The organism is Bradyrhizobium sp. USDA 3315 (genome assembly GCF_054056795.1).
Map to the genome: position 1 here is coordinate 695352 of NZ_JBSRYP010000001.1, position 17565 is coordinate 712916.

General features: G+C 65.2%; 16 protein-coding genes. 10 read left to right on the top strand and 6 right to left on the bottom strand.

Annotated features, from left to right (window positions below):
* Positions 1 to 23 precede the first annotated feature (23 nt).
* Together ACVIYL_RS03110 and ACVIYL_RS03115 are read right to left on the bottom strand one after the other, a co-directional pair.
* A complete protein-coding gene (locus tag ACVIYL_RS03110) occupies positions 24 to 572 on the bottom strand; it encodes a carboxymuconolactone decarboxylase family protein (RefSeq protein WP_456777708.1) in 549 nt (182 codons plus the stop codon).
* A gap of 293 nt (positions 573 to 865) precedes the next feature.
* Positions 866 to 1783 carry a LysR family transcriptional regulator gene (locus ACVIYL_RS03115; protein ID WP_456777709.1) on the bottom strand — a complete coding sequence of 306 codons (918 nt, stop codon included), beginning with the start codon at positions 1781 to 1783 and terminating at the stop codon, positions 866 to 868.
* A 114-nt stretch (positions 1784 to 1897) separates the two neighbouring features.
* Here ACVIYL_RS03115 and ACVIYL_RS03120 point away from each other — a divergent pair, with 114 nt between their 5' ends.
* The 3 genes from ACVIYL_RS03120 to rnk all read left to right on the top strand — a co-directional run bounded on the left by ACVIYL_RS03120 (position 1898) and on the right by rnk (position 3714).
* Positions 1898 to 2464 (top strand): chromate transporter, encoded by a 567-nt coding sequence (locus ACVIYL_RS03120; RefSeq protein WP_076827649.1) that lies wholly within the window; start codon positions 1898 to 1900, stop codon positions 2462 to 2464.
* Positions 2461 to 2991, top strand: coding sequence for a chromate transporter (locus ACVIYL_RS03125; RefSeq protein WP_057017908.1), 531 nt, complete (start codon positions 2461 to 2463; stop codon positions 2989 to 2991). The genes ACVIYL_RS03120 and ACVIYL_RS03125 overlap by 4 nt, the downstream gene beginning before the upstream one ends.
* A gap of 303 nt (positions 2992 to 3294) precedes the next feature.
* Entirely contained in the window at positions 3295 to 3714 is a 420-nt protein-coding gene (gene rnk / locus ACVIYL_RS03130; RefSeq protein ID WP_456777710.1) for a nucleoside diphosphate kinase regulator, read from the top strand.
* Between the two features lie 5 nt (positions 3715 to 3719).
* Here rnk and ACVIYL_RS03135 read toward each other — a convergent pair whose 3' ends face one another.
* The gene (locus tag ACVIYL_RS03135; RefSeq protein WP_076827654.1) at positions 3720 to 3914 is read right to left on the bottom strand and encodes a hypothetical protein; all 195 of its coding nucleotides are present in this window, start codon (positions 3912 to 3914) and stop codon (positions 3720 to 3722) included.
* A gap of 141 nt (positions 3915 to 4055) precedes the next feature.
* Positions 4056 to 5120: a ketopantoate reductase family protein gene (locus ACVIYL_RS03140; RefSeq protein WP_028332920.1), complete on the bottom strand. Its 1065-nt coding sequence runs from the start codon at positions 5118 to 5120 to the stop codon at positions 4056 to 4058.
* A 245-nt stretch (positions 5121 to 5365) separates the two neighbouring features.
* On the opposite strand from ACVIYL_RS03140, the gene ACVIYL_RS03145 reads away from it, so the two are divergent.
* The 6 genes from ACVIYL_RS03145 to ACVIYL_RS03170 all read left to right on the top strand — a co-directional run bounded on the left by ACVIYL_RS03145 (position 5366) and on the right by ACVIYL_RS03170 (position 12058).
* Positions 5366 to 6592: a TetR/AcrR family transcriptional regulator gene (locus ACVIYL_RS03145; RefSeq protein WP_253604419.1), complete on the top strand. Its 1227-nt coding sequence runs from the start codon at positions 5366 to 5368 to the stop codon at positions 6590 to 6592.
* Between the two features lie 388 nt (positions 6593 to 6980).
* A complete protein-coding gene (locus ACVIYL_RS03150; RefSeq protein WP_456777711.1) occupies positions 6981 to 8219 on the top strand; it encodes a branched-chain amino acid ABC transporter substrate-binding protein in 1239 nt (412 codons plus the stop codon).
* Between the two features lie 161 nt (positions 8220 to 8380).
* Positions 8381 to 9328 (top strand): branched-chain amino acid ABC transporter permease, encoded by a 948-nt coding sequence (locus ACVIYL_RS03155; RefSeq protein ID WP_016847025.1) that lies wholly within the window; start codon positions 8381 to 8383, stop codon positions 9326 to 9328.
* Positions 9325 to 10617 (top strand): branched-chain amino acid ABC transporter permease, encoded by a 1293-nt coding sequence (locus ACVIYL_RS03160; protein ID WP_456777712.1) that lies wholly within the window; start codon positions 9325 to 9327, stop codon positions 10615 to 10617. Before ACVIYL_RS03155 ends, ACVIYL_RS03160 begins: the two co-directional genes overlap by 4 nt.
* Positions 10614 to 11363 carry an ABC transporter ATP-binding protein gene (locus ACVIYL_RS03165; protein ID WP_028332917.1) on the top strand — a complete coding sequence of 250 codons (750 nt, stop codon included), beginning with the start codon at positions 10614 to 10616 and terminating at the stop codon, positions 11361 to 11363. The genes ACVIYL_RS03160 and ACVIYL_RS03165 overlap by 4 nt, the downstream gene beginning before the upstream one ends.
* Positions 11363 to 12058 (top strand): ABC transporter ATP-binding protein, encoded by a 696-nt coding sequence (locus ACVIYL_RS03170; RefSeq protein ID WP_050385202.1) that lies wholly within the window; start codon positions 11363 to 11365, stop codon positions 12056 to 12058. The genes ACVIYL_RS03165 and ACVIYL_RS03170 overlap by 1 nt, the downstream gene beginning before the upstream one ends.
* A 291-nt stretch (positions 12059 to 12349) precedes the next feature.
* Here the strand turns inward: ACVIYL_RS03170 and ACVIYL_RS03175 are convergent, their stop codons facing one another.
* Positions 12350 to 13396: an AraC family transcriptional regulator ligand-binding domain-containing protein gene (locus tag ACVIYL_RS03175; protein WP_456777713.1), complete on the bottom strand. Its 1047-nt coding sequence runs from the start codon at positions 13394 to 13396 to the stop codon at positions 12350 to 12352.
* A 316-nt stretch (positions 13397 to 13712) separates the two neighbouring features.
* Here ACVIYL_RS03175 and ACVIYL_RS03180 point away from each other — a divergent pair, with 316 nt between their 5' ends.
* The gene (locus tag ACVIYL_RS03180) at positions 13713 to 14003 is read left to right on the top strand and encodes a hypothetical protein (protein WP_310881464.1); all 291 of its coding nucleotides are present in this window, start codon (positions 13713 to 13715) and stop codon (positions 14001 to 14003) included.
* Positions 14004 to 14019: 16 nt separating this feature from the next.
* On the opposite strand, the gene uca is transcribed toward ACVIYL_RS03180, so the two are convergent.
* Positions 14020 to 17562 carry an urea carboxylase gene (gene uca, locus ACVIYL_RS03185; RefSeq protein ID WP_456777714.1) on the bottom strand — a complete coding sequence of 1181 codons (3543 nt, stop codon included), beginning with the start codon at positions 17560 to 17562 and terminating at the stop codon, positions 14020 to 14022.
* Between the last annotated feature and the right edge of the window lie 3 nt (positions 17563 to 17565).

The following is a 17565-nucleotide window of genomic DNA, read 5'->3' on the forward strand; positions in this document are numbered from 1 at the left end:
GATTGACGCCAGGCGCGATCGCCTCAGCCGTTCCAGGCATATTCCTGCAACGCCGCCTCCAGCGGCGGATTGGTGACGCTGCCGGTGTAGTTGGTGATGGTCGAGGCCGCCACGATGGTGATCACCTCAAGCACGAGGTCCTTGTAGAACCCGGCTGCCAGGAATCGTTCGATCTCCTCTTCGTCGAGCCGCCCACGCTTTTCGATCAGCGACCGCGCCAGCGTCGAGAGCGCGCCGAGTGTCTTGTCGGCAGGCGAGCGGCCAGCACGCATCGCGTCGACATCGGCCGGATCGAGGCCAGCCTGCAAGCCGAGCGCGGAATGCAGCGCGACTGCCCAGGCGCAGCCATTGGTCACCGCGTCGGTGAGCAGCACGGTCTGGATCTGCTGCTCGGTGAAGCTGCCGCCGTGAACCTTGTCGAAGATGCCGAGGAAGCTCTGGATCAGCACGGGTGACGTCGCCATCGTCGCCGCAAGGTTCGGGATCATGCCGAACCGCGCCTCGACCTCGCGCAAAGTAGGCCTCGAGGCTTCAGGGGCAGACTCGAGCGTATGGACAGGAAAAAGCGCCATCGGAAATGCCTTTCGCGGTGTTGATTGAACCCGAAGCCTCCAGGCGCGGCTGAGCTGTTGCGATCCGCGCGCGGGCAACCGGATTCGATGGAAGCTATCTAGACCCGCCCTGACGCGTGCGTTCGCCAAACTCCCCACGTTCCGCGCCATCCAGGCGGCGGTGCGGGGCTCGCTGAGCTTCAGCTCCGTCCACTGTCATTGCGAGCGAAGCGAAGCAATCCATGTTTCCGCGCAACGGATAGATGGATTGCTTCGTCGCTGTCGCTCCTCGCAATGACGGTTGCAAGTCCCGCTTAGACCCCGGCGCGGTCCTTCACCCGCCGCGTCACGATCCCGAGCAGGCGGCCGAGCGTGCCGGCGGCGGGGCCCTTCTTGCGCGCCAGCGCCAGCGGCGCGACGAGGCCGGTGGCGCGCTCGAGGCGGAGATAGGAGACGCCGGCGGTCTCGAGCCGCGCCATCGATTCCGGCACGATCGAAATGCCGAGCCCCGCCGCGACGAGGCTGAGCGTCGACACCATCCGCGTCGCCTCCTGCGCCACCTTCGGGCTGAAACCCGCGGCGCGGCAGGCGGCGATGATACTGTCGTAGAGGCCGGGCCCGGTCGGACGGCGGTAGAGGATCAGCGGCTCGTCGGCGAGCGAGGCCAGCGAAGTCCGCCGGCGGGTGTCCTTGCGGGCGCGCGGGTGATGGTCCGGCAATGCGACCACCATCTCCTCGTCGAGCAGATGCCTGATCGTGAGGTTCTCCAGCCGCTCGCCTGGCGCACGCACGAATGCGGCATCGAGCCGATCGGCCTCGACGGCTGCGATCAGCTCGCCGGTCGAGGCCTCCTCGAGCGACAGCGTGATCGCCGGCGCGCGCTCGCGCATTTCGCGCATCACGCCGGTGACGAAAGGATGGAAGGCGGCCGAAGAGGTGAAGCCGATTGCAAGCTGCCCCTCCTGGCCGCGGCTCGCGCGGCGCGCGGCCTCCACCGCGAGGTCGGCGTCGCGCAGGATCGCGCGCGCCTTGCCGACGAAGGCACGGCCGGCCGCGGTCAGCTCGACCCCGCGCGGCTGCCGGCGAAACAGCGGCGCGCCGATCGCGGCTTCCAGGGCGCGGATCTGCTGGCTCAGCGGCGGCTGCTGAATGCCGAGCCGCGCGGCGGCGCGAGTGATATGGCCTTCCTCGGCGACCGCGACGGCATAGCGGAGATGGCGCAGTTCGATCATCAGGACAATCCATATGCAATAGATATGCAAATTCGCATATCCATATATTGGATATTTGGCACGCGGCCAACTAGAGTCGGCTCAACAACAAATCAAACCGGAGCCGCCCCGCCGATGGACGCCATCCCCGCCGCGCAAACCACTAAGCATCACGCACCTGACGTCGGCGAGTTGTTCACGGGCTTCTTCATCCTCGGACTGACCGGCTTCGGCGGCGTGCTGCCGCTGGCGCGCCACATGATGGTGGAGAAGCGCGGCTGGCTCACCGGCGCGGAGTTCACCGACCTGCTCGGGCTGTGCCAGTTCCTGCCCGGCGGCAACATCATCAACATGTCGGTCGCGGTCGGGCTGAAGTTTCGCGGCATTCCCGGCGCGTTCGCGGCGATCCTCGGCCTGATCGCGGTGCCGACCGCGGTCGTGATCGGCCTTGGTGTGATCTATGGCCGCTTCGCCGACGACCCGGTCGTCCGTCATCTGTTCGGCGGTCTCGCCGCCGCGGCGGCCGGGCTCCTGATTTCCACGGCGATCAAGATCGCCTGGCCGCTGCGGCGCGATGTGCTCGGCCTCTTCATCGGTGCGCTGTGCGTGCTCGCTATTGCCGTGTTCAGATTGCCGCTGCTGCCGACCCTGTTGACGCTGGCGCCGCTCAGCATTGTCCTCAGGTCGAGGCAGGCATCATGAGCGCAACCCTCGTCACGCTCGCGCTGATCTTCGCCGAACTCTCGCTGCTCGCCTTCGGCGGCGGCAACACCATCCTGCCGGAGATGCAGCGTCAGGTGGTCGACGTCCATCACTGGATGACGGCGCAGGAATTCGGCGCGCTGTTCGCGCTGGCGCAGGCGGCACCCGGGCCGAACATGATGGTGGTGCCGCTGGTCGGCTGGCATGTCGCGGGCTTCTCCGGCGTGCTGGTGACATCGCTCGCCAAGTTCGGGCCGTCGTCGCTGGTGACAGGCTTCGCGCTGCGGCTCTGGGAACGCTTCAAGGACCGACCCTGGCGCCGCACCGTGCAGGCGGGGCTGGTTCCGGTCACCGCCGGGCTCGTCACGGCCAGCGCCATCGTCATCACCCACGCATCGGCCTCGAGCTGGGGCACCATCCTGATCGCGGCTGGCGTCGCGATCGCCACCACCACGACGCGCATCCATCCGCTTGTCGCGCTCGCCGCCGGCGCGGTGCTCGGCCTGTCCGGCATCGGACAGCCCTGACATTCGGCCTGTTGCGGCGATGGCGCATCGTTCCACGCGGCGATGTGCGCGCTTTCGCCGCAATGGATGCGACGTCGCCAGCGGCTATGTTGATAATGCCATGATCGACACGCTTCGCATCGACACCCGTATTGCGCGCCGCGAATTGCGCGCCGGACGTCTGCACGCAGGCAATTAGCCGGCCGGCGATCGCGCGCCGTCCGGATTCCTCGACGTCATCAAGATCATTTCAGTCCGTCGCGTCGCGAGATATCCGCGCGCCGGCGCTCGTGCGCCTCCGATCAACCGCAAAGATCAACCGACATGACCCGAACCATTCAAAACAGCTTTACCGCCCTGGCATTGCCGCCGATCGTGATCACCGCGAGCGAGGCGCATCGCCTCAGCGCGCTGGCCGATTCCAGCATGGCGGTGTTTCCCCGCGTCGCCCAGTTCCTCGCACGCGAGACGGACCGCGCCCAGCTCGTCGCCGACGACGCCGATTTGCATGACGTGGTCCGCATGGGCTCGCTTGTGCGCTACCGCGACGACGAGACCGGCGACGTCAGGGAGGTCATGCTCGTCTATCCGCACGAAGCCGACATCGCGCTGCGGCGCATCTCGGTGCTGACGCCGGTCGGTGCGGCGCTGATCGGATTGTCGGTCGGCCAGACGATCGATTTTCAGACGCCGAGCCAGCAGACGCGTTCGGTGACGGTTTTGGCCGTGACGCATGAGGGCTAGCGGCTTTACGCCGCCTGATGACACTGTCCCATCTCGATCCCGTGCCGGCGCCCGCGCGCGATGCCCTCGGCGATCGCCTTCACGACGATCTCGGCGTCTTCGGGGGAGAGATGATCGAGCGGCTGCCAGGCGCGCATGATGTCGCGTGCGCGATCGAGGTCGCCGTAGATTGCAAGGAGAGGAAGCGATTTGCTCGGCATGTCCGTTGCTCCCAACCGCAGCTGGGCGAGTCTACTCCATCTGGACAGGTCGAGCCATGCGTCCGGCAACCGCGATTGCGTGCATTGCAGATCGCCGATGCATGGCGAGGGCGTTCCTGCCCCCGCCATCAACGCATTCGGTTACTCCGCGCCGGAGCCGCCCTGCACGATCTTCTCGTTCAGCTTCTGATCGACGGTTTCGACCGTGCGGTCGATCTCGGCGCTCGGCGTGCCGAGCTGATGCGAGATCAGCTTCACCAGCAGGTCGACGCGTTCTATGAAGGGCGCGCCGGCGGCGACCGCGCGGGCCGCCGATGACGGCTTGAGCAGGCTTTCCGCGGCCTTGGCGTATTTCGCGAACGGCACCTGGTCCGCGGGGTCGGCGCCGAGCTTGCGCGCGATGCCGTCGACGTGGTCGTAGATCGCCTGCGAGCGCGTCAGGTCGCCGTGCACGGCGTCGCGGATCGATTGCGGCTCCGTCGGCGTGATGCAGCGATAGTTGCCGGTCAGCAGCATCGACCACTTCGCCAGCGGCACGAACAGCGAATCGAACACCTTCAGCTTCACCGGAACGTCCTGGCCGTCGAGCGTCACCGCGTCGATGTCGGCTTCCAGCTCGCGCAGCACCTTGTTGTGCTTGTCGTCGGCGAAGGCGGAGGCCTTGAAGTTGGTCGGCAGGCCGACATGCAGCACATTGGCCTTCTCCTCCGGCGGACGGAAGGCCTGCGGATCGGGCGAGCACAGCGTGACGAGGCCCGGCTCGAAGCGCTCCCACACCTGCGCGTTGGTGTAGGCCTCCTCGAGGTCCATGCCGGCGAGTGCGGGGATCCGCTTCAGATACGGCAACGGCGGCATGTTCATGATCGACAGGCAGGGCAGCTTCGCCGCCGCGATCTTGATCATCAGCACGCGAACCGTGTGGTTGGTGTATTGCGGCTCCTGCATCGCAAGGCCGACCATGTCGTAGCGCGAGACGTCGACATCGGCAGGCGTGACGGCGTCGAGCTTGCCCGGCAGATCGCGCGAGAAGATCGAGCGGTGCTCCTTCTCGTCGCGCAGCTTGATCCGCACCTCGGTGCCTTCGCGGTTGATCAGGTCGGCGGTGTTCTTCCGGCACACCAGGGACACGTTGTGACCCGCCATCAGCAGCTTGGTCCCCAGCAGGGAGCCGTAGGAGGCTCCCAAAATCAGAATGTTGCGCGCCATGCTCTCTCCAATAGCCCTCCTCACGAAAGGCTTGCTCTCCAAATCCTGTCCGAAGCTGCTGCCGAACCGATGCCCGGTCGATCTTGGCCGTCCCGCATCCACGGGCCGACGATCGCCACATCACCAGACAATCAAGATCAGCTGGTGTATGGTATGCCACCGTCTATCGCAGATCGACAAGCGGCTGCCAAGGGGATTATCTCGCGTGCGGATTTTCGTTCCGCGATCAGGAAGGGCATTCGAGCTTGCAAGTCGCCGCCGACCCGACGGATCGGGCTGAAGAAATCCTCGTCTCAGCTTCCCGGCTGTTTGCCCGCCACTCCTATGCCAACGTGACGATGGAGCAGGTCGCAGCATCGGTGCAGGCCGTGCCGGGCGCGCTGTACCACTATTTCCGCGACAAGGAAGATCTCATCTTCCACTGCTATCTGCGCGGCCTTGCGATCTATCGCCACGAAATCGAGGCGGCCGCCGAGCCCGGCATCGACGGGCTCGAGATAATCAGGCGCTTCGTGCGCGGCAGGCTGAGGCCCGAAGGCCAGCGCATGATCCTGTTCAGCGATATCGATGCGCTGGCCGCGCCCTACAGCAGCGAGGTCCATGCCAAGCGCTGGCAGAATGCCGCGCTGCTGGCGGACATCCTCGATCGGGGCGTGGCGGACGGCTCGATCGCCTGCGACGAGCCGCTGCTCACGGCGGTGGCGCTGATCTCCATCCTGGACTGGGTTCCGTTCTGGCTGTCCGAACGCGACTACTACACGCGGCAACAGGCGATCGATGCCATCGACGACATCATCACGCATGGCGTCTACCGGCGCGAGATCGCGCTTCCCAAAATGCCCGAGCCGCTCAGCCTCGCCCCTTTTCTCGAGGCTCGCACAGCGTTGAACAAGCGGGCCGCCAAGTTCGACAGGATGCTGTCGATTGCTTCCGACAGTTTCAACCGAAGGGGCGCCTCGGGCACGTCGCTCGAGAGCATCGCCGTGGATGCGGGCATGACGCGCGCCGGCATCTACTATCACTTCAGTGAAAAGGAGAGCCTGCTGCTGGCCTGCCTGCGACGCGGGCTCGCCGGCGAGGTCAGCATTCGCGAGCATCTGCAAGAGCACAGCCTTGGAGCATTCGATCACATCGTTCAGCGAATTCGCCTGCTGTTGATGCTGCACGACACGCCCTGCGGCCCAAAGGCGACCTACCACAACATCAACTATCTCAACGACGCAGACCGAAAAGCCTATGTCGGAGACGTGCTGGCGACGATCCGACAAGACCAGAACAGCTATCAGCGCTGGGTCGACGAGGGCCGTTTCCGCCGCATCGATACCTATTTCGCGGAGCGCATTCTCACCGGAATGGGCCACTGGTATCCGATCTGGTTCAAGACCAGGCGTGACTGGTCTCCAGCCGAGATCGCCGATCATTTCGCGCGGCTGTTCCTCGCGGGCCTCAAGCCGCGCCGACATCCGGGCTAAGGCGCCACGGTAGCGATCGTGGTTTCCCCTTCCCCCTGAACGGCGAAGATCGGGATGGGGGTCAGTCGCAGGCGACGCTCCAAGTGGCGACAGCCGATCCCCACCCGCTTTGCTCTAACGAGCGAAGCGACCTCCCCTTTTCAAGGGGAGGTTTGGAGACGGACGACGCCGGTTCGGAACCGCGAATAAGCGTGAGCCCCATCCAAAAGTTTACCTGTAATTCAAAACAGCGCCCGATTCCGCCGACATATGGCCTATAACATCATAATACCTTCTGCTAAAACTTGACGCAGTATTCAAAGCGAAAGTTGCGAAGGCTCGGCGATTGGGGTTATGAGACGGCCTCGATCGCTAAAGATCAAAAAACACGAGCAAGGGAGAACGCAGGATGCATAGGCTGATCGTTGCCGCCGCGGCAGCGCTGACGGTGTTGGGAGGCGCGGCGTCCGCGCAGGAATCCATCAAGATCGGCTATATCGATCCGCTCTCCGGCGGCGGCGCCAGCGTTGGCGAAGGCGGCCTGAAGACGTTTCAGTATCTCGCCGACGAGTTGAACGCCAAGGGCGGCATCCTCGGCCACAAGGTCGAGATCGTCCCGCTCGACAACAAGACCAATCCGCAGGAAAGCCTGGTGCAGGCGCAGAAGGCGGTCGACGCCGGCGTCCACTACATCACCCAGGGCAACGGCTCGTCGGTCGGTGCGGCGCTGGAAGACTTCGTCACCAAGCACAATACGCGCAACCCCGGCAAGGAAGTGCTCTACTTCAACTACGCCGCGGTCGATCCGGCGATGACCAACGAGAAGTGCAGCTACTGGCATTTCCGCTGGGATGCGAACTCGGACATCAAGATGGAAGCGCTGACCAACTACATGAAGGGCCAGCCGTCCATCAAGAAGGTCTACCTGATCAACATGGACTATTCGTTCGGCCAGTCGGTGCGCACCACGGCGCGCAAGATGCTGGGCGAAAAGCGGCCGGATATCCGGGTCGTCGGCGACGAACTGCACCCGATGCTCAAGGTCACCGACTTCTCGCCCTACATCGCCAAGATCAAGGCGTCCGGCGCCGACACTGTCGTGACCGGCAACTGGGGCCAGGACTTCGCGCTGCTGCTGAAGGCGGCGGCCGACGCCGGCCTCAAGGTCAACTGGTACACCTATTATGCCGGCGGCGCCGGCGGACCGACCGCAGTCAAGCAGGCCGGCCTCGAGGGCCAGGTGTTCCAGATCAGCGAAGGCGTCCCGAACTCCGGCAACAAGGCGGCGATGGATTTCGAGAAGGACTTCCGCGCCAAGACCGGCATTTCCGTCTGGTATCCGCGCGCGGTCAACGAGATGCGGATGTTCAAGGCGGCCGCCGAGAAGGCCAATTCGATCGATCCGGTGAAGGTCGCGGCCGCACTCGAAGGCATGAAGTTCGACGTGTTCGACGGCGGCGAGGGCTTCATCCGCAAGGACGACCACCAGTTCTTCCAGCCGATCTACATCTCCTCGTTCGGCGCGCTGGCCGACAAGACCAAGGAGCCGTTCGACGAGGAAAACACCGGCTGGGGCTGGCGCATCGTGTCCAAGATCGACACCGCGCAGACGATGCTTCCGACCACCTGCAACATGAAGCGGCCCTGATCGGCCACATCAGTCATTCCGGGATGGTGCGCAAGCACCAGACCCGGAATCTCGAGATTCCGGGTTCGCCCGCTGACGCGCGCGCCCCGGAATGACAGGTAAGCTCCTTTCCTTCGACAGGTCTGATCACGTGAACCGTTCCAGTCTCAAGCGAGTGCGCCGTGGCTGAGCTGATCGTCATCTCGACGCTCAACGGCGTCCTGTTCGGCATGCTGCTGTTCCTGTTGTCCAGCGGGCTCACCGTCATCTTCAGCATGATGGGCGTGCTGAACTTCGCGCATGCCAGCTTCTACATGCTCGGCGCGTTCTTCGGCTTTCAGCTCACGCGCTGGATCGGATTCTGGCCGGCCCTGGTGCTGGCGCCGCTGCTGGTCGGCGCGGTCGGCATGGCGGTCGAGCGCTACGGTCTGCGCAACACCCACAAGCACGGCCATGTCGCCGAACTGCTGCTGACCTTCGGACTTGCGTTCGCGATCGAAGAGATCGTCTCGATGATCTGGGGCAAGAGCCCGGTGGACTACCGCGTCCCGGCGGCGCTCGACTTCCCCGCCTTCACCGTGTTCTCCACCAATTACCCCGCCTACAAGATCTTCATGCTGGTGATCTCGGTCGTGATCTTCATCGCGCTGCTGGTCACCTTGAAGAAGACGCGCGTCGGCCTGATCGTGCAGGCCGCGCTGACCCATCCGAGCATGGTCGGCCATCTCGGCCACAATGTCGGCCGCGTGTTCATGCTGGTGTTCGGCGTCGGCAGCGCGCTCGCGGGCCTTGCCGGCGTCATCGCCGGTCCCTCGCTGGTGACGCAGTCCGACATGGCCGCGCTGCTCGGCCCGATCCTGTTCGTCGTCATCGTGTTCGGCGGCCTCGGCTCGCTGCCCGGCGCCTTCATCGCTTCGCTCCTGATCGGCTTGATCCAGACCTTTGCAGTTGCTTTGAACGGCTCGCTCGCCAGCGTGTTCGGCCCGCTCGATCCGAGCCTCGGCCCCTCGCCGCTCACGGACATCTGGAACGTCACGATCGCGCAGATCGCGCCGATCCTGCCTTATGTGCTGCTGGTGCTGGTCCTGATCTTCCGCCCCATGGGCCTATTGGGGACGCGCGAGTCATGAGCAACGCTTCCACGCCCTCCATCGCTGCGGCCAAGCAGGAGCCCGGCAGCGCCTTGAGCTTCTATGGTGTCTGGCTGCTCGCCGCGGTCGCGCTGGTCGTGCTGCCGCTGGTGTTCGGCACCGGCGGCTCGCTGACCTCCTTCAGCCTGATCGGCATCGCGATCATCTTCGCGCTGTCCTACAACATCCTGCTCGGCCAGACCGGGCTGCTGTCGTTCGGACACGCCGTGCAGTATGGCCTCGGCGGTTTCCTCGCCGTGCACGTCATGAACGCGGTCGCGAGCCACAACTGGCCGATCCCGCTGCCGGTGATCCCGCTGGTCGGCGGCATCGGCGGCATGGCGTTCGCCCTCCTCGTCGGCTGGGTCATGACCAAGCGCGCCGGCACCGTGTTCGCGATGATCTCGCTTGGCATCGGCGAGCTGGTCGCCTCGTCGTCGCTGATCCTGCGTAGCGTGTTCGGCGGCGAATCCGGCATCACCACCGACCGCACCTCGCTGATGCCGATGTTCGGCTGGACCTTCGGGCCGCAGATCCAGGTCTATTACCTGATCGCGTTCTGGGTGATGGTGTCGGCGATCGCGATGTATGCGCTGACCCGCACGCCGCTCGGGCGGATCTGCAACGCGGTGCGCGACAATCCGGAGCGCGTCGAGTTCATCGGCTACGATCCGCATGTGGTGCGCTATCTCGCCTACATGTTCGCCGGCTTCTTCGCCGGCATCGCCGGCGGGCTGACCGCGATCAATTTCGAGATCGCCAACTCGGCCTATCTCGGCGCGACGCAGTCAGGCCTCGTGCTGTTCTCCGCGTTCATCGGCGGCACCGCCTATTTCTTCGGTCCGATCCTCGGCGCCATCCTGGTGACCTATCTGCAGCTCGGGCTGACCAGCGTCACCTCGGTCTGGCAGCTCTATTTCGGCATCATCTTCATCGGCATCGTGATGTTCGCACCCGGCGGCATCGCCGGCATCCTGATGAAGCACCGTCCGCTGATCCGCGCCGGGACCCTCGGCACCGTGATCCCGTCCTATCTGGTCGCGGCGATCCCGACGCTGGCGCTGGCGCTCGGCATCATCCTGACCATCGAAACCGTTGCGCGGTTCTCGGGCGGCGATGTGATCAACCTGCTCGGCGTTCCCTTCGTCGCCACGGCGCCGACCACCTGGGCGGCCGCGGCGGTCCTGCTCGTCGGCGGCTTCCTGGTCGCGCGCATCACCTGGCGGCGCGTCGCGGAAGCCTGGGACCGCGCCGCGACGGTGGCCCGTGACCGGGGGTATCTCGCATGACCGCAGCCATCCAAGTCAACGCCGTCGAGAAGAGCTTCGGCAATGTCGCCATCATCCGCGATCTCAACCTGAGCGTCGCCAAGGGCGAGCGTCACGCCATCATCGGCCCGAACGGCGCCGGCAAGTCGACGACGTTCAACCTGATCAGCGGCCACATCAAGCCGACCTCCGGCGAGATCCGCCTCAACGGCGAGGTGACCTCGGGCTTGCGGCCCTTCGAGATCAACCGGCGCGGGCTGTCGCGCTCGTTCCAGGTCACCAACGTGTTCGCCCGCATGACGGTGTGGGAGAACGTCCGCTGCGCCGTGCTGTGGGCGACCGGCCACCGCTACGCGTTCTGGAAGAACGTCGACAATCTGCCCGAGGTGAAGCAGCGCACCGCGCAGATCCTCGACGACATCCATCTCAGCCACCGCCGCGACGTGCCGGCGGGCCTCTTGACCTATGCCGAGCAGCGCGAGCTCGAGATCGGCATCACGATCGCGGGCGGCGCCAGCGTCATCATGCTGGACGAACCGACCGCGGGCATGAGCCACGCCGAGACCGAGCGCGCCGTCGCGCTGATCCGCCGCCTCACCGAGGGGCGCACGCTCGTGATCGTCGAGCACGACATGAGCGTCGTGTTCGGCCTCGCCGACCGCATCTCGGTCTTGGTCTACGGCCACATCATCGCCTCCGGCACGCCGGAGGAGATCCGCGGCAATCCGAAGGTCAAGGAAGCCTATCTCGGCGAGGAGGTCGACTGATGCTCGAGGTCAGGAATCTTCACGCCTATTACGGCAAGAGCCACATCCTGCAGGGCGTCGATCTCGACATCGCGGCCGGCGAGGTCGTCAGCCTGCTCGGGCGCAACGGCGTCGGCCGCTCCACCACCGTCAAGGCGATCATGGGCGAGGTGCCGCCGCAGGGCACCATCCGCTTCAAGGGCCAGGATATCGCAGGTCTTCCGAGCCACAAGATCGCACGCCTCGGCCTCGGCTATGTGCCGGAGCATCGCGATATCTTCCCGAGCCTGACGGTTCGCCAGAACCTGATCCTCGGCATCAAGGACCCGCGCCGCCCCGGCAAGTGGCGGCTGCAGGAGATGCTCGACATGTTCCCGAACCTCGCCGCGCGCGCCGACACGCCGGCGGGCGTGCTGTCAGGCGGCGAGAAGCAGATGCTGACCACCTGCCGCACGCTGCTCGGCGACCCCGAATTGATGATGATCGACGAGCCGACCGAAGGCCTCGCACCGCTGATCGTGCAGCAGGTCGGCGAGCTGATCGCGCGGATCGCCAAGGCCGGCGTCGCGATTCTCCTTGTCGAGCAGAAGCTGTCGATCGCGATGAAGATCTCCAACCGGGTCTACATCATGGGCCACGGCCGCGTCGTGTTCGAAGGCACCCCCGACCAGCTCAAGAGCAATGCCGCCGTTCGCGAGGAATGGCTCGAGGTGTGAGGCGGCGGTCGGCGAATAGACGACGCAATCGAAAGTCCGCTTAGCAGCGCCATCAGTCAGTTCGCGAACACGACCCAGACCAGCGCGACCAAGAGACTGTGGAAACAAATTATCGAAGCCAGGAATAGCCAGTCGTCCCCGGTCATGGGGCCGAAAACCACGGCCGAAGCGCGGCGACAGCGACACGCGAGCTGGGACAAGAGGTTCGACTGCATCGGACTGCCCTAGCGGAGTACACTCCGCCAGGTCTTGCTAGTCTGTGCCAGCTAGTTGAGAGCTGGTGTCAGCCCATCACCGATCGCCATTCGAGCTGCGATAGGCCCTCGGCGTGAGGCCGGTCCAGCGGACGAACGCATGTGTGAAGGAAGAGACCTCGCTGTAGCCCAATAGCCATGCGATCTTGGAAATCGGCAGCTCCTCATCTTCGAGGTAATGGCGGGCAAGGGCAATTCGAAACGCCTTGAGAACGTCTGAGAAGTCCACCCCCTCCGACGACAATGCGCGAGCGAGAGTTCTCCGGCTCATGCCAAGACGACGCGCGACCGCCTCGGCATTGGCTTTGCCGTGCGGCAGCAACTGGGCGATGTGTCCTTCGACGCGTGACTGCACGCTGCTTCGTCTCGGTGCCCGGTTACGAAGCGCTTCGTCGGCATATTGAAGCAACATCCTGTTGAGATGCAAATCGGCCCCCACGACAGGCAATGCGCCGATCCGGGACGGAAACAAAAGCTCGTCGCTGTCCGCTGCAAATTCGATCTCGCATCCAAGAAGAGATCGCACATCCGACGGCGTTTCTCGTCTGGAGTGCTTCAACTTGATTTGCTTTGGGACCAGCCTGCCGTCAGTCAGTGCGCGGCAAATACGGATCAGCGCAACCAGCCAGAATTCCGCATGGTGACGATCCGACGACCGATCGATGTTGACATATTCGAACCCGATGGCGAAGCCGCGATCCAGCGAGCTTCGCAACCGCACACCCTCGTTGTTGATCGCGCAGTAGCGTCCGCCGATTTGCAAGGCGTCAACGAGATGCTCCGATGAAGCCATGACGTAGTACAGAAGCCCGATCTTGCCCAGCTCGAAGCCTTGAGCCAGATGGAGTCCGAAGCAGTCGTCCTGCAATTCCCTTGCGGCGAGTTCGAGCAGCCTGACCTGCGCTCGTGCATCGATGCGGCGCTTGCGGTCCTCGACGTCGTCGATTGCCAGGCCTGCAGCTGACACGATCGGGACCGGATCAACCTGCGCATCGCGCAGCCGGGCACATGCGAGACGCGCGATTCCCCCGGCAGAGCTCGGTATCGACGGCAAGGCGCTAGCAACGCGTGTGGCGGCTTTCATTCGGCACCGAACTGTGTTCGTGGCTCAACGTCGGGAGCTTCCGGGATCGTATTTTGACCTATGTCAAACGAGCTCATGGGTTCGAGGCATCCGGTCTGACACCATCTCGCAATTTAACGACCCAGGATCACAAGACGCAACGGACGCAAATCGTCTAGCCGATTGCTCCGCGGCCAATCCATTTCTGCCTTGAAACGACGGCAGTCGGCTTCCAATGGGCCTGCGCAGGGGCGAACTCGTCATGGGCTTGGTCAAGCATGCAAATTCGCTGGGACAGGCGATTGGCGCCGAAGCGAACAGCCATATGAGCTAGGTCGTGGTTGGACAAACACCTGCCCAGCATAGCGGCATTCATCGTTCAATTCATTACACGATCATTGAAGGCGAGACCGCCGGCACCTGGCGTTACTCGTTCTCCATCGGCGATCGCAACTATTCGGGAACGGTTCAGGCGGTCCTGGGATTGCTGGCGGCACGCCGCGTAAGGATGAAGATCGATCGGGTGTTAAGGCAAAACGCGTCAATTGATCATCAAGGCCGGCAGCGGGTGGAGAAAGAGGTCGAGACGCCCGCTCCGCTCGTCCCACCAGCCGATCCCAAGGACTAGCGCGGCTGTAGCCGCGCTAGCCCGGCCGGAGCAACGCCACCACGTCGCCCGCGCGCAGCGTCTGGCCGGGCTTCACCGGCACCGAGGCGATGCGGCCCGCCGCGGGTGCGTGCACGGAGATCTCCATCTTCATCGACTCGATGATGGCCAGCACGTCGCCGGCCGCGACCTTGGCGCCTTCCTCGACCAGCACCTTCCAGATGTTGCCGGGCACTTCGGAGAACGCGCCGATCTGACCGTCGGGAATCCCCGTCGCGGCGGCTGCCGCATCGATCGTTTCAGCCGGCGCCTCGTCGAGCTTCATCTCGCGCCAGCGCTGGCGCTCGGCATCGAACGCGGCCTGCTGCGTTGCCTTGAACGTGGCGATTGACGGCTTCGCGTCGGCCAGTGTCCTGGCATAGTCGGCGTAGGAGAACTCGCCCTCTTCGATCCTAATGTCGTATTGGCCGTGCGGGAACGCGGCGCGCGCGTCGAGCAGTTCATCGGCGTCGACCGGGAAGAAGCGGATCTTGTCGAAGAACCGCAGCAGCCAGGGATGGCCCGGCTCGAACACCCGCGTGGTGCGCCAGGTGTTCCAGACCTGGATGGTGCGGCCGAACAGCTGGTAGCCGCCCGGCCCTTCCATGCCGTAGATGCACATATAGGCGCCGCCGATGCCGACCGCGTTCTCCGGCGTCCAGGTCCGCGCCGGGTTGTACTTCGTGGTCACCAGCCGATGCCGCGGGTCGAGCGGCGTCGCCACCGGCGCGCCGAGATAGACGTCGCCGAGGCCGAGCACGAAATAATCCGCGTCGAACACGATGCGGCGGACATCGTCCTCGCTCGCAAGTCCGTTGATGCGCCGGATGAACTCGACATTCGACGGACACCATGGCGCATCGGCGCGCACCAACTCCTGATATTTGCGCATCGCAAGCTCGGCCTCCGGATCGCGCCACGACAGCGGCAGATGCACGGTGCGGCTCGGCACCCGCATCGCGTCGACCGGCGGCAATTCGCGCTCGATCCGCCTGAGCACGTCGAGCAGCTTCGTTCGCGACAACGCGGTGCCGTCATAATGGATCTGCAGCGAGCGGATGCCGGGCGTCAGATCGATCAGGCCACTGAGCTTCGCCTCTTCCAGCGCCTGCGCCAGCACATGCACGCGCAGCCGCAGCGCGATGTCGAGCTCCATCGGACCATACTCGACCAGCAGATTGTCGTCGCCGGCGCGGCGATAGACCACCGGAATCGGGCCGTCGTCATTCCGACCGACGATCGCCGATCCGAGCTCAGGCGCGCGCAGCATCGTGGGGCCGGCCACCGGATCGTCGCGTTTGACCGGCACGAAGCGGACGGTGTCGCCCGGCCTGAGCTGGCCGACCTTCCATAGCTCGTCGCGGGCGACCACGGCCGGACAGACGAAGCCGCCGAGGCTCGGTCCGTCGGGCCCGAGAATGATCGGCATGTCGCCGGTGAAGTCGATCGAGCCGACCGCATAGGCGTTGTCATGGATGTTCGACGGATGCAGCCCGGCCTCGCCGCCGTCGGCGCGCGCCCAGCGCGGCTTCGGCCCGATCAGCCGCACGCCGGTGCGGGCGCTGTTGAAATGCACCTCGTAGCTCGTCGCGAACAGCGTCTCGATATCCTCGTCGAGGAAGAAATCCGGCGCGCCGTGCGGGCCGTAGACGACGCCGATCTGCCACGCCGATGTGAGTTGCGGCCGCTCGTGTTCCGTGGCGCGCCGCGGCGCCGCAAGGCCCGATGGCTCGGCACCGATATGCAAGACGTCGCCGGCCTTCAGCGATCCCGTCGCATGGCCGCCGAACGCGCCGAGCGCAAACACGGCACGCGACCCGAGAGTTTCGGGCACGTCGATGCCGCCGCGCACGGCGAGATAGGTGCGCTGGCCCGGGCCCTTGATGCTGCCGATCACGAGCGTCTGGCCGGCGCGTATCGCGAGCGGCTCATCGTAGGCGACATCAGCGCCGTCGAGCGATGCCTTCATCTGCGCGCCCGACAGCGCGATGATCGTATCGGTGTTGAAGCGCAAGGTCGGCCCGTTGACCGTCAGCTCCAGTGCGGTCGCCGTCTCCGGATTGCCGACCAGGCGATTGGCGAGGCGGAACGACCGCTCATCCATCGGGCCGCTCGGCGGTACGCCGACATGCCAGAGATGCAGCCGGCCGGGCAATTCCTGCACTCCGCTTTGCGCGCCCGGCGCGACAACGTCGATGGTGCGCGGGCGATAGCCGAATTCGCCAAGCACACTCGTCGCCACTTGCCCGCTGCGGAACACGTCGGACGCCGCGATCGCACGCAGATAGTCCAGATTGGTCTCGATGCCGGCGACGACCGTATCGTCCAGCGCTTTCGAAAGCCGGGCGATCGCGGCCTCGCGCGTATCGGCTGAAACGATGATCTTGGCCAGCATCGGATCGTAGAACGGCGACACCTCGGTGCCGGTCTCGATCCAGCCGTCGATCCGCGCCTCCGGCGAAAAGCTGACCTGCGTCAGCCGGCCCGCGCTCGGGCGGAAGCCGGCGCCCGGGTTCTCGGCATAGAGCCGCACCTCGATCGCCGCGCCCTTTGGTGCAAGCGCGCCCGCCTGGCCGAGCACATCCTCGCCGGCCGCCTGCCGGATCATCCATTCGACGAGGTCGACGCCGGTGACCTGCTCGGTGACGGGATGCTCGACCTGCAGGCGGGTGTTCACCTCGAGGAAATAGAAATCGTCGCGCTCGACGTCGTAGATGAACTCCACGGTGCCGGCAGATTCATAAGCCACTGCCTTGCCGAGCGACACCGCGGCCGCGTGCAGCCGCCGGCGGATGTCGGCGGACAGCCCCGGCGCGGGCGTCTCCTCAAAGACCTTCTGGTTGCGCCGCTGCAGCGAGCAATCGCGTTCGCCGAGCGCGACCACGCCGCCCTTGCCATTGCCGAAGATCTGCACCTCGATATGCCGCGCTCGCGCAACGAACCGCTCGAGATAGACCCGGGCGTCGCCAAAGCTGGCCCGCGCCGTGCGCTGCACCGATTCGAAGCGCTCGCGCAGCGTCGCCATGTCGTGGCACAGCTGCATGCCGATGCCGCCGCCGCCCGCCGTGCTCTTCAGCATCACCGGGAAGCCGATTGCTTCAGCCTGTTGCACCGCCTCGTCGATCGTCTCCAGCAGGCCGGAGCCCGGCAGCAGCGGCACGCCGCTGCGCTCGGCGATCTCGCGTGCCTTGTGCTTGAGGCCGAAGGCGTCGAGATGCTCAGGCCGCGGCCCGATGAACTTGATGCCGTGCTCGGCGAGCCGTTCGGCGAAACGGCGGTTCTCTGACAGGAAGCCGTAACCGGGGTGCACCGCCTGCGCGCCGGTCGCAAGGCACGCCGCCATGATCGCATCGACGTTGAGATAGCTCTCCGCGGCGGGCGCCGGACCGATCCGCACCGCCTCGTCGGCGTCGAGCACCGGCCGGGTGAAACGGTCGGCGTCGGAATAGACCGCGACCGAGCCGATGCGCATGCGGTGCAATGTTCTGCCGATCCGCCCGGCGATCTCGCCGCGGTTGGCAATCAGGACCTTGCTGAACATGCC